The 18,145-nt window shown below is 36.0% G+C and carries 16 protein-coding genes; 5 read left to right on the plus strand and 11 right to left on the minus strand.

Going from position 1 to position 18,145, the window contains the following annotated elements; genetic code table 11:
- Positions 1 to 117: 117 nt before the first annotated feature.
- From tilS to CGC49_RS06760, 3 genes are all read right to left on the minus strand, one after another.
- Positions 118 to 1,443, minus strand: coding sequence for a tRNA lysidine(34) synthetase TilS (gene tilS / locus CGC49_RS06750; RefSeq protein ID WP_095912205.1), 1,326 nt, complete (start codon positions 1,441 to 1,443; stop codon positions 118 to 120).
- 83 nt (positions 1,444 to 1,526) lie between these two features.
- Entirely contained in the window at positions 1,527 to 2,792 is a 1,266-nt protein-coding gene (locus CGC49_RS06755) for an aspartate kinase (protein WP_095912206.1), read from the minus strand.
- A 185-nt stretch (positions 2,793 to 2,977) separates the two neighbouring features.
- Complete coding sequence (locus CGC49_RS06760; protein ID WP_042006720.1) at positions 2,978 to 5,164, minus strand: glutamine synthetase III; 2,187 nt, start codon at positions 5,162 to 5,164, stop codon at positions 2,978 to 2,980.
- 232 nt (positions 5,165 to 5,396) lie between these two features.
- Between CGC49_RS06760 and CGC49_RS06765 the strand changes: the two genes are divergently transcribed.
- From CGC49_RS06765 to CGC49_RS06780, 4 genes are all read left to right on the plus strand, one after another.
- Complete coding sequence (locus CGC49_RS06765) at positions 5,397 to 5,945, plus strand: RNA polymerase sigma factor (RefSeq protein ID WP_232745163.1); 549 nt, start codon at positions 5,397 to 5,399, stop codon at positions 5,943 to 5,945.
- Entirely contained in the window at positions 5,932 to 6,420 is a 489-nt protein-coding gene (locus CGC49_RS06770; RefSeq protein WP_042006724.1) for a hypothetical protein, read from the plus strand. Before CGC49_RS06765 ends, CGC49_RS06770 begins: the two co-directional genes overlap by 14 nt.
- Before the next feature lie 66 nt (positions 6,421 to 6,486).
- A complete protein-coding gene (locus CGC49_RS06775; protein ID WP_157909014.1) occupies positions 6,487 to 7,584 on the plus strand; it encodes a hypothetical protein in 1,098 nt (365 codons plus the stop codon).
- Positions 7,585 to 7,629: 45 nt separating this feature from the next.
- Positions 7,630 to 8,355: a head GIN domain-containing protein gene (locus CGC49_RS06780; protein ID WP_042006726.1), complete on the plus strand. Its 726-nt coding sequence runs from the start codon at positions 7,630 to 7,632 to the stop codon at positions 8,353 to 8,355.
- Between the two features lie 167 nt (positions 8,356 to 8,522).
- Here CGC49_RS06780 and CGC49_RS06785 read toward each other — a convergent pair whose 3' ends face one another.
- On the minus strand, positions 8,523 to 9,044 hold the full coding sequence (locus CGC49_RS06785; RefSeq protein WP_042006727.1) for a mechanosensitive ion channel domain-containing protein: 522 nt from the start codon (positions 9,042 to 9,044) through the stop codon (positions 8,523 to 8,525).
- Between the two features lie 70 nt (positions 9,045 to 9,114).
- Positions 9,115 to 10,233 (minus strand): glycosyltransferase family 1 protein, encoded by a 1,119-nt coding sequence (locus CGC49_RS06790; RefSeq protein WP_095893811.1) that lies wholly within the window; start codon positions 10,231 to 10,233, stop codon positions 9,115 to 9,117.
- Between the two features lie 145 nt (positions 10,234 to 10,378).
- On the opposite strand from CGC49_RS06790, the gene CGC49_RS06795 reads away from it, so the two are divergent.
- Positions 10,379 to 10,825 carry a PepSY-like domain-containing protein gene (locus CGC49_RS06795; protein ID WP_042006730.1) on the plus strand — a complete coding sequence of 149 codons (447 nt, stop codon included), beginning with the start codon at positions 10,379 to 10,381 and terminating at the stop codon, positions 10,823 to 10,825.
- Between the two features lie 432 nt (positions 10,826 to 11,257).
- Here the strand turns inward: CGC49_RS06795 and CGC49_RS06800 are convergent, their stop codons facing one another.
- From CGC49_RS06800 to CGC49_RS06825, 6 genes are all read right to left on the minus strand, one after another.
- A complete protein-coding gene (locus CGC49_RS06800; protein ID WP_095912725.1) occupies positions 11,258 to 12,439 on the minus strand; it encodes an ABC transporter permease in 1,182 nt (393 codons plus the stop codon).
- Positions 12,426 to 13,589, minus strand: a complete 1,164-nt coding sequence (locus tag CGC49_RS06805; RefSeq protein ID WP_095912209.1) for an ABC transporter permease — start codon at positions 13,587 to 13,589, stop codon at positions 12,426 to 12,428. Before CGC49_RS06805 ends, CGC49_RS06800 begins: the two co-directional genes overlap by 14 nt.
- Before the next feature lie 76 nt (positions 13,590 to 13,665).
- Positions 13,666 to 14,328 (minus strand): class I SAM-dependent methyltransferase, encoded by a 663-nt coding sequence (locus CGC49_RS06810; RefSeq protein WP_095912210.1) that lies wholly within the window; start codon positions 14,326 to 14,328, stop codon positions 13,666 to 13,668.
- A 244-nt stretch (positions 14,329 to 14,572) separates the two neighbouring features.
- On the minus strand, positions 14,573 to 15,547 hold the full coding sequence (locus CGC49_RS06815; RefSeq protein WP_042006737.1) for an HlyD family secretion protein: 975 nt from the start codon (positions 15,545 to 15,547) through the stop codon (positions 14,573 to 14,575).
- Positions 15,548 to 15,626: 79 nt separating this feature from the next.
- Positions 15,627 to 17,030 (minus strand): TolC family protein, encoded by a 1,404-nt coding sequence (locus CGC49_RS06820; protein ID WP_095912211.1) that lies wholly within the window; start codon positions 17,028 to 17,030, stop codon positions 15,627 to 15,629.
- Between the two features lie 84 nt (positions 17,031 to 17,114).
- Positions 17,115 to 17,696, minus strand: a complete 582-nt coding sequence (locus CGC49_RS06825; protein WP_231550003.1) for a Crp/Fnr family transcriptional regulator — start codon at positions 17,694 to 17,696, stop codon at positions 17,115 to 17,117.
- Positions 17,697 to 18,145: the final 449 nt, after the last annotated feature.

The following is an 18,145-nucleotide window of genomic DNA, read 5'->3' on the forward strand; positions in this document are numbered from 1 at the left end:
CAAAAACCCAATTACCTTCCCTTGTTGAGATTGTAATTGTTCCACCAATTTTTATATGTAAATGTATAAATCATTCCTTCGATTCAAATAACTTGTGCAAATGTACGAAAAAACATTTTATTCTTCCAAATAAAATTGTATTTTTTTTTCGAAAAATTGAATTTTTAGGATTTTTCGCGTATTTTTGGTTACTTTGAATCGGTTATCAAGACGTCTACCAACCACCCAAACGATGTCCGCTCCCGAGCAAAGTAGCCATTGTTGTTCCTTTTCTATCAAAGAATATTTTTCGTCCTTAAAAAATTTGCTGAGTTTCTTTTTTCCGACCATCCCAAATGGGTAGAAATAATCTCCATCTTTTTTGTGGCGAATCACCAAGGGATAGTTTATCAAATCGGCATCTACAAAAATTTGATTGTCGGAAAACTCACCAACTTCCTCAACAAAATCAAAATGCAACCTTATCGGAAAATCAATGGATTCGGAAAATTCTTTGATTTGATAAATTTCTTCAGAAATTTCGGTTTTAGATTCTAAAATCCATTGATTCCGATTTTTTAGCAGACGATGAGACGAAGAGAATAATTGCTTCCCCGATTCGGATTCTAACAATTGTTTCAAATCCTGAAGATTTGAAAATCCATACGGATAAAACAACTTATGCAACACAAAATCAATGTTTTGGAGTTGTTTCAATGCTTCCGAATCCACAAAGATACGATTATTTTCCTCAGTAAATATGTTTTTTTTGAGTTCAGAGATATGAAAATCAACGAAATCCGCCGTTTGTTGCAAATGAAAGAGAGTTTGTTGAAAATTTTGAATAAACGTAGGGTGTAGTTCTTTCAATTTTGGCGAAATATGATGCCGGATATTGTTTCTCAAATACACATCGGAAGCATTGGAGCTATCCTCTCGCCAAGAAAGCTGATTTTCAACAGCATATTGATACAATTCATCACGAGAAAAAGCCAATAACGGACGGATAATTTTACCGTTTTTCGGAGGTATTCCCAGCAGTCCGTCTAAGCCCGTGCCTCGCGAAAGATGGATGATGAAAGTTTCCAAATTATCATCCGCATGATGTGCTACGGCAATGTAATCACACTGCTTTTCGGTAGCAACAGTTTCAAACCATTCATAGCGGAGTTTCCGAGCAGCTAACTGTGTATTTGTTTGATTTTCAGATATATATTTTTTTGTATCGAATCGCTTCACCAAGGTTTCAATGTTGAGTTTATCTCCAAAATCAACAACAAACTGTTGGTCGGCATCGCTCTCCGCACCTCGCAACTGAAAATTGCAATGAGCCAAAATAATATCAACCCCCAACCGATACAAACAATGCGTAAGCACAACGCTGTCAAGTCCCCCACTAATGGCGACCAACACTCGTTTGCTTAGCAACGAGTAACGGGTAATATGATTCTCTAAATCTAACATCTGTTGTTCGATTTTTACACCTCCAAAGAACCTGTAAATTAACGGTAAAACCTCATTTTCAGTATTGTAGGAAACAAAACTGATTATTTTTCCGAATTATTGCTAACGATAATTTGTACCGTGTTTTTTAGCACTTGCTTTAACAATACATTCTTGTTGTTTTCAACCTCACCGATAGCCTCTTCCGTAGCGTGTCGGATGGTGTAAAGATCCACGTTTTCCGCTACCGATACTCTGAATTTAGCTTCTAACTTTTCCAACAGATGAGTGAGCGTATCGAATTTATTATCCACGCAAACGGAAAAGCTAATAGCTGAGTTCTGGATAACGCTCACTTTCATTTTAGCATCATGCAGTTGCTTGAAAATGTAGCTTATGTGATCTTCCATAATGAACGAAAAATCCAGTGACGAAAGGGAAATCATCACTTGTCCTTTTTTCAAGATGAAACACGGCGCCTTTGGTTCCAGTTCCGCTACATTGCAAACAGCACTTCCTGTAGCCGTTGGGTTTATGAATGATTTAACGTATAGCGGTATCTCCTTCTGTTGCAAAGGCTGTAAGGTTTTCGGGTGAATTACCGAAGCTCCATAGAACGCCAATTCGATAGCCTCTTTATACGGGATTTTGTGCAACAATTGTGTTTTTTCGAAATAGCGTGGGTCAGCATTCAACACCCCTGGAACGTCCTTCCAGATGGTCACACTGCTTGCGTTCAGGCAATAGGCAAAAATAGCGGCTGTATAGTCCGATCCTTCGCGTCCTAACGTGGTGGTAAAAAAGTTAGCATCACTCCCTAAAAACCCTTGAGTAATGTTCAATAATGATTTGTTGACGCTGTTGGTAATGTTCTCTTGGGTTTCTTCCCAATTCACACTACCATCACGATAGTTACTATCGGTTTTTATGAGATTTCTCACATCAATCCAGGTGTTTTTTATGCCAGTGTCATTCAAATATTGACTGATAATGGTTGTAGAAAGTAATTCCCCAAAACTTACCACTTGGTCGTACACAAAACTGTGTTTTGGAGACTTGTTTCTTTCCAAAAAAGATTCTAATTCGGCAAAAAGCCCATCTACTTTCCAATAAACGGGATGATTTTCATTCGAAAAAAGTTCTTTTATGATGTTATAATGAAAATCTTTTATGACTTTAATGGTGTCATTAAGGATGTATTTATCCTTAAAATAAGCGTAAATGACATCTTCCAATGCATTGGTAGTCTTCCCCATTGCGGAAATCACGATGAGGGTGTCAGAATATCCAACTTGTTCCAAAATTGAGGCTACATTGCGAACCCCAGCAGCATCTTTCACAGATGCCCCTCCGAATTTGAATATTTGCATAAAAAATTATTTGTTTTGATTTCGTCACAAAAGTACATAAAATCGAAATACGAAAAAGAATTTTCTGCGATTTATTCAAAAAAGTAACTTTTTGTTTTTACTGTAACATTTTGTTACAAAAAAACTTTTTAAATCTCGTAAGATAATAAGAGGCGTACTTACAGTACGCCTCTACTCACTATTCCCTAATTCGTAAATAGCAACTCGCGATATTTTGTCAATGTCCACAGTTCATCATCAACCATTATCTCAAGCTTGTCACAGTGATAACGTATCTGATCGAAAAACGGTTTCACCTCGTTGCAGTAAATTTTAGCGGTTTCCTCTGCGTTTTTGGCTTTGTTAGCTTTTTTACGAGCCTCTATCATATCATCTACTTTACTGTGAATCACTTTGATATGTTCAGAAATTCGCTTAATAAGCTCTACCTGCTCTGAAGCAACGTCCATATAACCATCTCCAAAAATTTCTTTTAACCCACGGACGTTTTCGATAAGTGTGTTCTGATATTTGACTGCGGTGGGAACTACGTGATTTCGAGCAATATCCCCGATCAAACGTCCTTCAATTTGGATGTTTTTAGCATATTCTTCCAACTCAATCTCATAACGAGCTTCCAATTCAACTCTCGTCATAACGTTCATGGATTCAAAAAGTTGTATTGTTTTTTCTGAGACATTAGCTTTCAAGGCTTCGGGCGTAGTTTTATTGTTGCTTAGCCCACGTCGCATCGCCTCCTCTTCCCATTCTTGACTGTATCCGTCTCCTTCGAAACGTATTTTTTTGGATTGTTTGATATACTCACGTAGCACGTTGAAGATTGCATCGTCCTTTTTCAATCCTTTTTCCTCGATTAAAACATCCACCTCTTTTTTGAAGTCTATCAATTGTTTTGCTACGATGGTGTTGATGATTGTTACAGGTTTTCCGCAGTTTGCTTTTGAGCCTACGGCACGAAACTCGAATTTGTTTCCAGTGAAAGCAAATGACGAGGTTCGGTTTCTGTCCGTATTGTCTAAAAATAAATCCGGGATTTTTCCTACAACATTGAGTTTTAGGTCTGTTTTTTCTTCGGGAGATAGCTTTCCTGTGGAAACATCTTCCAATTCGTCCAGCACTTTAGTCAACTGCTGCCCGATAAATACCGAAACGATAGCCGGAGGAGCTTCATTTGCTCCCAAACGATGGTCATTACTTGCTGAGGCTACCGAAGCTCGTAATAATTCTTCATATTCACATACCGCTTTGATCGTACAGATGAAAAAGGTCAAGAATTGTAGATTTTTCATAGGTGTTTTTCCTGGAGCTAATAGGTTTACTCCTGTGTCCGTTGCTAATGACCAGTTGTTGTGCTTCCCTGAACCGTTAATTCCTGCAAATGGTTTTTCGTGAAATAAAACTATAAAATCATGTCGCTCAGCAACTTTGTTCATCACATCCATCAAAAGGGAATTCTGATCTACCGCTAAATTGGCTTCCTCAAAAATTGGAGCTAACTCAAACTGATTAGGAGCCACCTCATTATGACGTGTTTTGACAGGAATACCCAGCAATAGACATTCTTGCTCTAAATCACGCATATAGCTTAAAACACGACCTGGTATTGACCCAAAATAATGGTCATCCAACTGTTGCCCTTTGGCAGGGGTATGTCCCAACAAAGTACGTCCTGCAATCATCAAATCAGGACGCGTACTTGCCAAATCTTTGTCAATCAAAAAATACTCTTGCTCCCATCCTAAGGTTGAGATAACTTTGGTTACGTTTTTATCAAAATATTTAGCTACTTCGGTCGCCGCTTGGTCAATCGCCGTTAGGGCTTTCAATAGGGGAGTTTTATTATCAAGAGCTTCACCCGTATAAGAAATAAAAATCGTTGGGATACAAAGTGCTGTTCCATAGATAAATACAGGAGATGTTGGATCCCAAGCCGTATATCCACGAGCTTCAAAAGTGTCGCGAATTCCTCCATTTGGAAAACTCGACGCATCTGACTCTTGTTGCACTAACTGACCTCCACCAAATTTTTCGATAGCCCTGCCTCTTCCTATCGGTTCAAAAAAAGCATCGTGTTTTTCAGCCGTTGAACCTGTTAAAGGCTGAAACCAATGGCTGTAATGAGTAGCTCCTTTTGAAATTGCCCAATCACGCATGGCTGTAGCAACTTGATCGGCAATTTTGCGGTCTATCTTTGCTCCATACTGAATGGCGTTCATCACGCTTTCAAAGGCTTCCTTAGTCATATACTGACGCATGGTTTCCTCATTGAAAACATTTTCCCCAAAAAGTTCGGAGCGTTTTCCTTTTTCTGTAATAACAACGGGCTTTCTTTTGCCCACTTCTTTCAAGGCATGAAATCGTAAATTTGGCATAGTTGTATGATTTTTATGGGGCAAAATTACAAAAAGAAGATGAAAATACAACATACACCCCTCAAAAAAATAGGGGTATGTAAATTAATATTCAAATTCAGGTGTTAGATTTCAAAAAAACACCCTTCAAATTTCTTTTGAAATCTGCCTTAAAGAAAATACAGCGAAATGTTTTTTTTCTAAAACTTGTAACATTCTCTTTTTTTTAGCATCTTTATACCAAAAAACAGATTTGACCACCGAATTTTCAGACATACTAAAAGGTTGTAAGCGGGGAGATCCTAAAGCACAGACTGCACTCTATCGGCAGTACGTAAAGGCGATGTACAACACTGCCTTTCGGATATTGCAACAGAGCGACAAAGCAGAAGATGTTGTGCAGGAGTCGTTTATAAAAGCCTTTGAAATGTTGGATTCGTACCGAGCAGAAAGTACTTTCGGGAGTTGGCTTAAGAGAATTGTAGTTAACGAGTCATTGATGTTGTTGCGAAAAGAAAAGGTATCAGTTTCTTTGGATACGATTCCCTACGAAGCGATAGACGATAATCCGCAAGAAATTTGGAATTTTCAACAAGAAGAAGTACAAATTTTATTAAAATGTTTAGGTAATCTGCCCGAAAAACAACGTGTTATATTGAATTTATCTCTAATCGAAGGGTATGACAATGAGGAAATTTGTGAAATTTTGAATATTACTGACCAAAATTGCCGAACAATGCTTTCGAGAGCTAAAAAATTATTACGAGAAACCATAATACAGATGAAACATGATCGAAAATAAATTTGACATATACGAACCTTTAGACGGACACGAAGAGCGTTTCTTGCAAAAGCTATCGGAAAGAAATATTACTAAAAAAACAAAGAGAAGATCGCTTATTCGTAAAATTGTCTATACAAACATAGCTGCAGCAGTGCTGATCTTCGTAGCTTTCACATGGAATTACAATGCTGGTGATCGGCTTGAAATAGCCTCTCAAGTTGCTTACGAATCGGAGCAGTATTACCTACCGATGATTGAGGAAAATATTGAAATTATCAAAAATTCAAACAACGAACTCTTAGCAAAAGACGCTCTCAATCAACTAAATAAAATGAAAACCGACTACGAACGATTGCGAAATGAAATCATTGCTCAAGGAGAAAATGAGTTCTTGATAACTGCCATTCACACCAATTTTGACACACAATTGCAGTTCTCCAATCGCGTGATAACGATGATAAATCCTTTACAGGGAGCAGAAAATGAAACTTAAATAATAGTAAACAGAAAATAAATTTTAGAAACTATGAAAGATATTATGATTAAAATAAAAAACAATATGTTCCTAAATTTACTTGAGAATAGGAATTGGGGAGTGGCGATTCTGCTTTTGTTCTCGCTGTCCATCTGGGCAAACGAACCTTATTTTAAAGAACAAAAACATACCGAAATTCAAAAAATCAGCAAAGAGTTTCAGGTGAGTAGTTCGCCGAGTTTGTATGTGTCCAATAGATATGGGGATATTACGTTGCTGACCGATAAAAATCTAAAAGATAAAATCAAAATAGAGGTCGAAATCAAAGTAAGTGCTAATGATCCGAGTGTTGCTCAAAGTAGAATCAAAGAAATTTCGGTCAATTTTAGCCAAAATGCTTCGGACGTATGGGCTAAAACACAAATTGCTGAAAGTAATAGTTTTTTTGGATTAAGAGGCAGAAAATCATCGGTGCAAATGAAGATAAATTACAAAGTTTCGTTACCTGTGAAAACACATCTTACACTCGAAAATAAGTACGGAAACATTTTCTTAAACAGAATTGAACACGATGTGAAAATTGACGCTCAGTACGGCAACCTACAATTGGGAGAGGTGTTGGCTAATGCAAAACTTGATTTGGAATATATCTCAAAAGCAAATATGGAATCAATAAAATATATTGATATGGACGCCTCATATTCAAACATTTTTGTTGAAAAAGCTGATAAGGTAGACTTGGAAGCAAGTTATACGAACTTAAAACTGGGTAGCATAAAACAACTCCAAGCTGACGTTTCTTACGGAAATTTTGACATTAATGAAGCTGATTTTCTGAGCTTGGAAAGTGATTACACCAACGTTTCTATAGGAAAAATTAGCAACCAACTTTCGGTCGATTCTGATTACGGAAGGGTTATTGTTAAGGAGGTTTTACCTACAACAAAATCGGTAAGCATGAAAAGTAGCTACGCTAGTATTTCTGTTAACTATCATCGGAATTGGTCGTTCAATTATTATTTTTCAACTTCGTACGCAAGTTTGAGAACCCCTGATAATCTTCCATTTACTGAAAGAGACCATCGGCAAACGAGCAAATACGTCAAAGGAAGCAAAGGAAAGGCAAACAATCTGTTTCGGATTGAATCTGACTATGGAGGTGTTTCCATTACAGAAGAATAAAAAAACATATAAATTTCTAATAATCAAATAAATAACAGATAAATCATGAAAAACATTTTTACATTTTTGTTTATCGCTTTTTCAGCGACAAGCTATGGTCAATTCTTTTTGAAAGAAACTATCAAAGATAACGGAAACGTTAAGGTAGAAAATCGCACCACGGAGGCATACACCAAGGTTAGCAATATCGGGAATCTGTACGTAGTACTCACAGAGGGTAAGGTTGGAAGCATTCGTGTGGAGGCTTCGGATAATATTCTGCAGTATATCCTCACTAAAGTTGAAAATGGGGAACTCAGCATCAGGCTTGATCCGAAAAATAATTACACCCTGAAACACAAAGTTGTAGTGTATGTTCCCGTTGATCAATCGCTACAAAAAATATTACAGAAAGGTTCGGGAGATGTAGAGCTAAAAGACCTTTTGAAAGTAGAACAACTCTCTTGTGAATTGGCGGGTTCGGGAGATTTAAAAATCAACGTTAAAGCAAAACAATTATCCCTAAGTGTTGTCGGTTCAGGAGATCTTGAAGCCAAAGGTTCTGTTACAGAACTTCAAGCCGAATTGACGGGTTCGGGAGATTTGGATGCAGAAAAACTTACTGCTACGAACGCAAAAGTTACAGTGAATGGCTCTGGCGACATCACAACTTTTGTGACAGAAAACGTTGAAGCTCGGGTTTCAGGTTCGGGAGATATTGCCATAAAAGGAAATCCAAAAAAGAGAGACTCAAAAGTAATGGGCAGTGGCGATATTCGATTTATACCCTAAACGCTAATTTGAGAAATCAGAAAAAACATCGTTCAAATACTTTAAAGCAAAATTGTATTAACTTCTCAGAAGCCTCCCAAGTTGAGCTTCTGAGAAGTTTTTAATGTATAAAATTTATGTATCTATGTAGTTAAAACAGTAAATTTGAGATAAAAAAATAGTATAAACTATCTCTTAACATTCGACACGATGGAAATTCCTTTTTGTAACAAAAGATTGTTAGGTAAACATATTTCCTCATCTTCAGAGGTCCTCAATAAAGTATAAAAAGATTTAATATCCAAGATTTCGCCTTCAATAGGAAATTCTTTGTCAATAAACTTAATCTTATCACCTATTTTAAACGGAAACGAAAAGAAAATTATCACCCCCGCAGTGATATTACTCAAAATAGACCACTGAGCGAAAAAAGCCACTCCAATAACTGTCAATACAGAGGAAAGAAATAAAAATAATTTATCACGCTCAATTCCCCAAACCGAAATCAATAAGATAACGATAAATGTGAAAATCAGATAGCTGATGTATCGTTTAACTAAATTGGTGCGATTTTCAAGAAAACTCGCTTTTCTAGCTACGCGCTCCACAATTGAGAAAGAAATACTTCGGACGATCACTAAAATCACGATGGATACAACAGAAGCTATTATTTGATTGGTGTAGGCTTCTAAAAAATTAAGGACAAACATACGTTTTATATTTTTGGTTTTGCAAAGATATGAAATAAAGAACAACTACGGATGAAATGTTCTACATATCCTAATCAATTGTTCTTACTCTGTTATATACGCTTATAAGTTCTTGATAAACAGAGCTGTCTGTAAATTTCTGAGCGTGTTTAAATCCTTTTTCAATCATCTGTAAGCGTTTTTCATCATCTGAAGTAATTGCAATAATCGCCCGTTTGATTTCTTCAGTAGCATTGTTGAGATTGATGTAAATACTATCCTCTCCTCCAGCCTCTGAAAAGCAACTTCCTTGTGAAGTAATCACTGGCACTTTTGAAAACAAAGCCTCCACAATTGGTATTCCAAATCCTTCAAAAATAGACGGATAGCAAAAGATGGTGGATAGCTGATAAATTACAGCTAATTCTTCCATAGAAACATTTTTAAGTGCTATCACTCGATTTTTCATTTGGTGTTTACGACAATAAGCTTCAATCTGATCGTAGTATTTTGTTTTTTTACCAACTAATACCAAAGCGATGTCTAAATCCTTGATGGCTTTGACTATTTCTAAGGCATTTTTGCGAGGTTCGATGGCTCCCACATAAAGTACGAAACGCTCGGGAAGAGCAAATTTTTTACGCGTATGTTTTTTAATTTCAGGAGAATATTTTTTTTTAAAAGCTTCATGACATCCCTGATATACGACAGAAATTTTTTCAGATGGTACTCCAAGAAACTCAACGATATCGCGTTTAGTTTGTTCACTAATGGCGATGATGTGATGCGACTTTTGAGCTGCTTGACGGAATTTCCAAAAATACATCTTCCTGTCAAAAAATGAATACCACTGCGGATAACGAACGAAAATCAAATCATGAATGGTTACGATTGTTCGAGTGTGTTTTTGGATTCCAAACGGAATTTCTCCGGAAAGTCCATGATACAAATCTAAAGACTCTGTCTGTGCCAATCGGCTTATTTTTAGCATACGCCAAAGGCTTTTCATTTTTTTCCAAAAAAACGATTTGGGAGTGATAACTTTCGTGTGTCCATCAATCCTAACACCAGAGTGTACTTTGGGTTTCGGGTTGAATAGAACCAATTCAAACATTTGTTGTTCTTGAAGTATGCGAATCAAATCACGACTGTAATTCCCTAATCCCCGCATGTTGTGAAACGCTCTTTTAGCATCGAAGCCTATTTTCATACCTAACCAATCATTTTCATTTGCCTACAAAAGTACGTCTTTTTTTTATCTTCAAAAAAAAATTCCTTATTTTTTTTTAATCATTTTTGTTTTTTCAAAATTATTTTCTAAATTTGTCCCATAATTTATTTAAAACAGATATAACATGAAAACACTGAAAAAACTTGGAACACTAATGGTTGTTCTTTTTGCGACTTCTGTAGCAACAGCTCAGCACAAAATCCTTACTTTGGAGCAACTACCCGCTAAGGCACAAACTTTACTTAAAGAAAATTTTGGAGGTTTGGACATCGCAGCAATTTGGGAAGAAACTGAATATTTTTCTCAAAAAGAATACAATGTGACGTTCAACGATGGCTCAGAAATTGAATTCCGTTCTAATGGTGATTGGAAAGAGGTGAAATCGAGAACAGGAAATGTTCCCGCAAACATCATTCCTGTAGCTATAAGCCAACATATTACCAAGTATTTTCAAAATACGACTGTTAGAGAAATCAAACGTCGTAAGTCTGGAGGGTACGAAGTGGAGCTTTCAAACGGTTTGGATTTAGAGTTCAATAGCAAAGGAAGATTTGTTAGAATTGATGACTAACCAGACTTTTCTCTGTGTGTAAATCTAATTGAAGTTGATTTAACATACTTTTCAATCGGTTACCAACACAGAGACTTGATTAGAAGAAGTTTCTTGTCTACAAAACAGTTAATGAAAAGAAGCTGTCCGAAGAGGACGGCTTCTTTTTTTGGCAATGTGCTAAAAAATGGTGTTTTTTTATTTGCTTAAATAGTTGTAAACTCAGTGCGTTGATTGGAAGAGGAAGCAAGTTCTGCTGAGGGCAACTAGTTATCAATACAATCGATGTTCAAGATGATAGTTTTAGAAGTTGTCCGAAAAGTTTAATTTTGATAAAATTCTAAAAAGAATAAATGATTGATAATCAATGTTTTTTTATAAGCTTCTGTTTGAAGTTTATTTTTCGGGTAGCTTCGCTTTTATTATTTTAAACACGTCGAATTTAATTAACTTTTAAATAAGTTCGTTTTCATTTTTCTTGCGGTAACTATTAAAGAAAAAAACGCATAAAACGAAATAAAAAAGACATATTAACCACATTTTTAAATACATATCGTGAATGTCAGTAAGCGCAACGCCTCCTTGCGTTAGTGATACAAACCCTTTGATAGCGGTTGTGCTGGGGATAAATTGCGATAAAAATTGTAATAATTTGGGCAATGATTCCACAGGCCAAGAGATACCGCTGAGTATCAAAAAGGGGATAGACGTGAACGAAATGGTCATTACGGCATCTTCACGATGTTTAAAAAACCGAATTAAGAATAAGCCCATAAAGGCAACACTTAGGAAAAACGGTAGCATAAACAGATATACGTCTATTAGCTTAGCTCGTTGAGGTATATCGAAAAAAGGCATAATAATTCCCAGTACGATGGTAATGTACAGTAGCGCTATAGTTAAGTAGCTTCCTGCTTTTCCGAGTAAAGTTGCAATGACTCCACGGATGGTTCTGACGGTGTAATGATTTTGCAAAAACTCTTTCTTTTCGCGTTGTGTTCCTCCGAGCAGTCCAATTCCTGTGAGTAAAAGAGTTTGAATAATAAGTAGATACACCATCGGCATTGCAAAGGTTGCATATCCTCCGTTAGGGTTAAAAAGCGTTACAGTCTGTGCATTGATTGCTTTAATTGTATTCATTGCTTGGTGGTTTGAAACCCCTTGTGCCGTAAGTCCCTTTAGTTCAATACCTGCATTCATATAAGCGATGGAGGTAGCTACAGCTTTATATACTTGTTTGTAGTAAATAAAATAGGCTACATCGTAATACCCCGAAACAGAGGGACGCATTTTTTTATAAATCTTTTCAGAGAAATCACGTGGGATGACAACTATACCGTGAACTTTCCCTTCGTAGAACAGTTCTCGAGCTGCATCAAAATCCGATGGACTTTCACTTACCGAAACCTGCTCGGTAGCATTTATCATTCGTATTAGCTGTCTGCTTTCGCTAGTTCTACACTCGTCTACTACAGCTATATGAACGTCATTGGTCACCTCGTATGAGTACACATAGGTATATGCCCAAGCAACGATTATTGAAATGATAAAAAACGACGCCCATACGGCAGAATCTGAAATAATCCGCTTCATTTCCTGCATATAAGCATATGTCACTCTGCTAATTCTTCTCATAGCCATTTTGTTTAATAAGTTTTACAAATTTAGGGAAAGAAATGATTATTGTACTGATAAACAAGCAAAAGGCTAGAATGTTTTCCCAAGAATAATAGAACGAAAGACCACGTATGGCGGTATTTATGTAACTTTGTAGAAAGTGTGTGAAAGGAAAAATTTTAGCTACATACTGTATAAAAACAGGCATCGCTTCTAACGGGAAGGTATATCCTGAAAAAGAAAAAGCAATCGCCGTAAAGCCTCCACCAAAGGTTAGAGCCATTCGTAAATCTTTAAAAAAGGATACGAAAAATACAGCTAACACCTGATTAACAATAACTAAAAGCAATGAAAGCAAAATAGTAGCTCCTGCATAATTTGCCTTGGCAGGAATGCCAATTACTTTAAATAGGTAAATATCCATACATAACGCTAAAACCATAAAAACAATGGTGTAGGGGAGTAACTTGCCGATTAATAGAATCCACGCATTTTGCCCTGCTTCTTCGAAATGTATTTCAGCTGTACGATATTTAAACATTTGCCCCAAAGCAAAAATGGAAACAATCATTACAACCATTTGAAACATCATGGGAATGAACCCTAAGCTCAAAAAATAATTATAGTTTTTGTAAGGGTTATAAAGTGAGTGGGCATCGTTTTTTATGGATTGAACTTCGGCAAAGGCTTGCTGGTAGGAAGCTCCTTTTTTAGTTCGTTTATTCAGATTAATCCCAGCAGAAAGCGTCGATACGGTGTTGATAAAAGCTGACTGTATGAACCCCGAAGGAAGTAAATACGCTCCGTTAGTATAACAAATAGCTTGAGTGGTTTTATTCTGCAAAATATCTTTTTCAAATCCTGAAGGAATTATTATGTAGGCATAGACCTCTCCTTTTCGCAGTTGATTTTCAGCGTTTTTAGGGCTTTCTGCCTGTTCTGAAATTTGCATAATACTGGTTGCGTCAAGCCATCGTATCAGTTGCCTTGACATTGCCGATTGGTCATAATCAGTTACTAATACAGGCAAATCTTTTGGCGTGTCTTCTTGAAAAGCGTATCCAAAGAAGCCGAAAATCAAAACTGGAAGCCCTAAAGCCATCATCAACCGTTTGGGCGATGTCAATAATTGTTTAGCTTCTTTTATAAAAATTGTACGTAATCCCATTTTGTAGCATTTAGTTTCTTCCTCTTATAGATTTTTATTTTATTCCTTCGGAAGAAAAGTTCATTTTATGAAAATATCACTCGGGTTTTAGAAAACTTGTTATCAAATACTTTCTGTTCACTATATCTCCTGATTTACTTTGAATACTTTCGGTGTGAATTTGAGTTTTCAGGTGTTTAAACCCTGACTTTAGAGCAAACTCAATGACCTCTTCTTGGTCATATAGTGTAAAACCAAATCTTGAAAAGGGCAACGTTGTCATAAATATTTTTTCGGCAAAAGTGACATTCAGTATACCAAAACGACGTAACACTCGGAAAAGTTCATCAAACATCCGTGGCGTGTCATTCCAAAAATAAATGGTATTCACACTAAATATTTTTTCAAAAGATTCTTTAGCAAAAGGCAGAACTCCCCCTCCATACTTATGGAAAAAGGCTTTTCCTAATTTTATGTACTCCTGATTGATTCTTTTAGCTTCAATATGCATTAAATCAGACACCTCCAATCCATGGTATTTTATATCCGTTTCTCTTTCAAAAATATTTTTCAAATGCTGACAATTGCCGTGCCCTAATTCCAAAAGCAAATCATCAGGACGAAGGTTTAACAAATCCACTGTATTGAGTGTCATTGCCGTATTGGTGTCGCTCATCATTTGAGCCACCTGTAGTCCTTTCTCTCCAAAAGGATTCTTCAATTGCTTGGCGAGTTCTTCAAATTTTTCCTCTTGATTCATTGTTTTTGTGAAAATGCATAGACGTTTCAAAAGTAATTAAAATACGAATGTATCTGAAACATTTTCATTATTTTACATAATAGTTTTTGAAAATAAAACAGTATAATATATTTGCAAACAAAAAGTTATCGTTCCCTCTTCATTACGACTCTTCCACAGTCATCATTGTCATCTCTCTATGAACTTTTGTTCTAAAATTTAGAAGTCGTTCCCTCTTCATTCCGATACTTTTTGTTACTTTTGGTTATTGTTTAACTAAAACAGACATTCCGGGTAACAATCCCTCTACTTTTTCTACTGGATATGCTTTGATTTCAAAGGTTTTCCGGTCGAAATCGCCTTGTGATTTGGTTGCTGTCCATGTAGCGAAATCAGCCATTACGGCAATGTGTTTAACCTCAAGGGTGATTTCTCGATTGTCCAAAGCAGGAACAAAAGCGTTGAATTTAGTCCCTTTTTGGAAACGACCCATAAAATCTTCACGAATGTTCAAAACTACCCAAATATCTGATAAATCAACCAAGGTAATAATGGGATAGCCTGTATTGACCAATTCTCCTTCGTTGGGTATAATCTTTTGAATTTCAGCAGATAAAGGGGCGTACAGATTCGATTCGTTTTTGTAGGAAGTAACTTCGTTTATCGCTCCTTGAGCTTTGTCAACCAAAGCTTTAGCTGCTTGTTTATCTTCTTGTTGAGCTCCTGCCAAAGCCAAGTCGTATTGTGATTTTGCCGCATTGGCTTGTTGTATGGCTGCTTGGTATTTGGTGTAGACCTCATCTCTTTTTTGAGCAGAAACCAATTGTTCTTTGAACATATTTTCAACTCTTTTGTATGAAGTTTCTGCAAAATCAGCAGCAACTTTGGCTTGTTGCCAAAGACTGTACGCACCTTGTATTTGCTGACTTCTAGCTCCTGCGTTAGCTTTGTTAAGTTGAGCTTGAGCAGCGTTGTGAGCAGCATTAGCTTGTTCTAATTTTGCATTAATTTCAGGAGTTTCAATGCTTAAAAGCAAATCTCCTTTTTTAACGGATTGTCCTTCTTGAACTACAATCTTATCAACACGTCCTGGAATTTTTGGAGCTACATTAATTTGTTTTGCTTCTGCTTGACCTTGCCAATAATGCTCTTCTGCTCGGAATAATGAACTTATGGCAATAATAGCAATGACGATAATGATTATGATTGGTATTAATTTAAAAATTCTTTTTCCTTTCATTTTAATTATTTTTTATAATTCTTAATCTCTATTTTTTTTTAGGTTGTATGGGATATTTGACTATTTATCCTTACGAGTTTTATCGTACGGAATAGTTGCTTAAAGTACCTGTAGTTTTTAACATTTCCATGGCTGCTTGACGTTGTTGCTGAATACCTTGTATTTGCTCAATTACTACCTTGTAATATTCATTTTCAACTTCCAATCGGTCTGAAATATCAATCAAACCTTCCGTATATTGCCTTATAGCAGTGTCCAAACTGTTCTTAGCAACGACTACTTTCTGTTGATTAATGTGCATTTTTTCATTTGCGATACGATAATTAACCATGTTTTTATCAAGTAATAGCGAAAGTTTGTCATGAGCATCAGTCAATTTACTTTTTGTGGTTGCAATGTCTAACTTGGTTTGCTTGATTTTATTAATTCGGCTCATTCCACCGAATAACTCCCACTTCACGCCAACTCCAACAAACCATGTTGGTGAGAAAGTGATTTCGTTTACGCCGATGTGTATGTGTTTTTTTGTTAAGGGTGACATTCCTAAGTCAAGATTAGCATCGAATAAAGATGTATAACGAACTCCTCCCATAGCCATCATTTGTGGTAAGAAAGAACCTTTTTCTTTTTTAAGCAACCATTCTTGAGCTTCTATGAAAGATTGTAAAGCTTTTATTTCGTGTTTGTTTTCAATAGATAAATTTGTATTGTCAATCATAATAAAAGGCTCAAAATCATTTACTACAGATTCGATTTGTGCCGAATCAAGTCCTGTTAAGTAATTGATTTTTTTGTAGATAAGGCTTTTGTTTCCGTCAAGTTCAGCTTGTTTCGAGGCTAATTCTAACTGAGCCAATTTTATCTTATCTCTATCAAAAGGAATAGCTAATCCTTGTTCAATACCTTTTTCAACTCGTTTGGCTTCGTTTTCTAATCGTTTTGTACTGTCGTCAATGAGCTTTTGAATCGCTTCCAATACTTTGATTTGGTCAAAACTCGTTACTATTTCTTGTATTAATTCGTCGGCTACAATTTTTCCTAAATATTCAGTTCCTATTCGTTTGCTTTCCAAAGCTTTAGCTCCATATGGGATTTGCAAACCACTGAAAAGAACCATTTTAGCTGTAACGCCCCCCATCATAACATTTCCGTATGACTCGGAATGTTTTGTTGTATTAAAAATCGTATTAAAAAGAGGTAGCTTCAATAAGGGTAGATGTTGAGTTTCCAATTCCATCTTTGTATTGCTATCGGTATACAGATAGGCTCCCGAAGCTTCCACTCTGGGGATGTATTTCTGTAATACATCCTTACGTTCTAACGCTAACTTTTCCTGTTCAATTTCCTTTTGTTTTAAAGTTTCATTTTTTTTCAATCCTGAACGTATGGCTTGGTCAAGAGATTGAGAAACAATGACCTGTGCTTTTGAGCATATGGATAAAAGAGTAGCTCCGATTATTAAAAATGATTTTTTTGCATTCATTATCAAATATGATTTAATGGCTAATAAAATTCGGTGCAAAAGTAAGTTTTTTTTAAATGCTAATGTGACACAAATGTGTCATAATCATTCCTTGTTGAGGATGTTTTTTCGGATTCGTGTTAAAGCCTGCCTACTGATACCCAAATATGAACACAGGTGGGAAACAGATACGCGATTTACCAATTCGGGATTCTCTTTCATCAAATCCAAGTAGCGTGTTTCAGCATCATTAAACAGAAAGCTTTCTACGCGCCTGTACACTCTTTTGAAAGCATTTTCAGCAACCAGACGCATATAGCGTTCAAAAAAAGGAATTTTGTCAGAGCATTTGCGTAAATGTTCGTATGAATGGTTGATAATAGTCGTTTTTTCGAGACATTGGAAGTAAAATCGACTTCTTCGAGGAGAGTCCAAGGTGGTGTAATCGGCTACGAAAATTTCCTCTTGATGGAAACTTACGGTAATGTCATTGCCTTGTTCGTCTATGTAGAAACCTCGTAGCAAACCTTCTGCTACAAAACCAATTTGGGTTTGCTCTTCATCCGCTTTAATATAAAAATCTTTTAAATGAAGTGTTTCTATTGAAAGCCCTTTTGCAAAATAACATAAATCCTCCTCAGTAAGTTTTGGGCAAAGTGTTTTTACAAAACTGAGGTATTTTATCATAACATCTTGCATAGAAAACGTTTTCAGGCAAAGATATAAAATCAAAAGCGAAAAGCAAATTATGATTTAGGTTTTTTCAGAGTCAATCGAATTGTTTAGCAAAGCGGCGTGTTTTGGTGGTATGAATTTGTAGAAAAGTACAACGACATAAATAATTATAATTTCTACTTTTTAATTTTTAGGAGTACGCTTTAAGGTTAAGTTTTTTTCAATAGAAGTTCATTTTCTATGAGGTTAGACGTACGAAATCATATTTCTAGAGCTATTGTAATACATAGGGACTTTGTGGATATGTAGTTTATTTTTAATGAATTACGAAAAAAAAGTTATTTTTACCAACCATACATAAATATAGGATATGTTTTATGTTTCAATATGGCTTAAACTCTAATTTACTGAAACTTTATACTTTCACTTACTTTTAAGTTTAAAATGGTTGAAATAAACGA

Origin of the sequence: Capnocytophaga sp. H4358, assembly GCF_002302515.1 — a bacterium.
In the GTDB taxonomy this organism is placed as follows: domain Bacteria; phylum Bacteroidota; class Bacteroidia; order Flavobacteriales; family Flavobacteriaceae; genus Capnocytophaga; species Capnocytophaga canis.

Coding starts and splice junctions, on each gene's coding strand:
- tilS (WP_095912205.1), bottom strand. CDS start 1,443: ATGTTAGATTTAGAGAATCATATTACCCGTTACTCGTTGCTAAGCAAA.
- CGC49_RS06755 (WP_095912206.1), bottom strand. CDS start 2,792: ATGCAAATATTCAAATTCGGAGGGGCATCTGTGAAAGATGCTGCTGGG.
- CGC49_RS06760 (WP_042006720.1), bottom strand. CDS start 5,164: ATGCCAAATTTACGATTTCATGCCTTGAAAGAAGTGGGCAAAAGAAAG.
- CGC49_RS06770 (WP_042006724.1), top strand. CDS start 5,932: ATGATCGAAAATAAATTTGACATATACGAACCTTTAGACGGACACGAA.
- CGC49_RS06775 (WP_157909014.1), top strand. CDS start 6,487: ATGTTCCTAAATTTACTTGAGAATAGGAATTGGGGAGTGGCGATTCTG.
- CGC49_RS06780 (WP_042006726.1), top strand. CDS start 7,630: ATGAAAAACATTTTTACATTTTTGTTTATCGCTTTTTCAGCGACAAGC.
- CGC49_RS06785 (WP_042006727.1), bottom strand. CDS start 9,044: ATGTTTGTCCTTAATTTTTTAGAAGCCTACACCAATCAAATAATAGCT.
- CGC49_RS06790 (WP_095893811.1), bottom strand. CDS start 10,233: ATGAAAATAGGCTTCGATGCTAAAAGAGCGTTTCACAACATGCGGGGA.
- CGC49_RS06795 (WP_042006730.1), top strand. CDS start 10,379: ATGAAAACACTGAAAAAACTTGGAACACTAATGGTTGTTCTTTTTGCG.
- CGC49_RS06800 (WP_095912725.1), bottom strand. CDS start 12,439: ATGAGAAGAATTAGCAGAGTGACATATGCTTATATGCAGGAAATGAAG.
- CGC49_RS06805 (WP_095912209.1), bottom strand. CDS start 13,589: ATGGGATTACGTACAATTTTTATAAAAGAAGCTAAACAATTATTGACA.
- CGC49_RS06810 (WP_095912210.1), bottom strand. CDS start 14,328: ATGAATCAAGAGGAAAAATTTGAAGAACTCGCCAAGCAATTGAAGAAT.
- CGC49_RS06815 (WP_042006737.1), bottom strand. CDS start 15,547: ATGAAAGGAAAAAGAATTTTTAAATTAATACCAATCATAATCATTATC.
- CGC49_RS06820 (WP_095912211.1), bottom strand. CDS start 17,030: ATGAATGCAAAAAAATCATTTTTAATAATCGGAGCTACTCTTTTATCC.
- CGC49_RS06825 (WP_231550003.1), bottom strand. CDS start 17,696: ATGATAAAATACCTCAGTTTTGTAAAAACACTTTGCCCAAAACTTACT.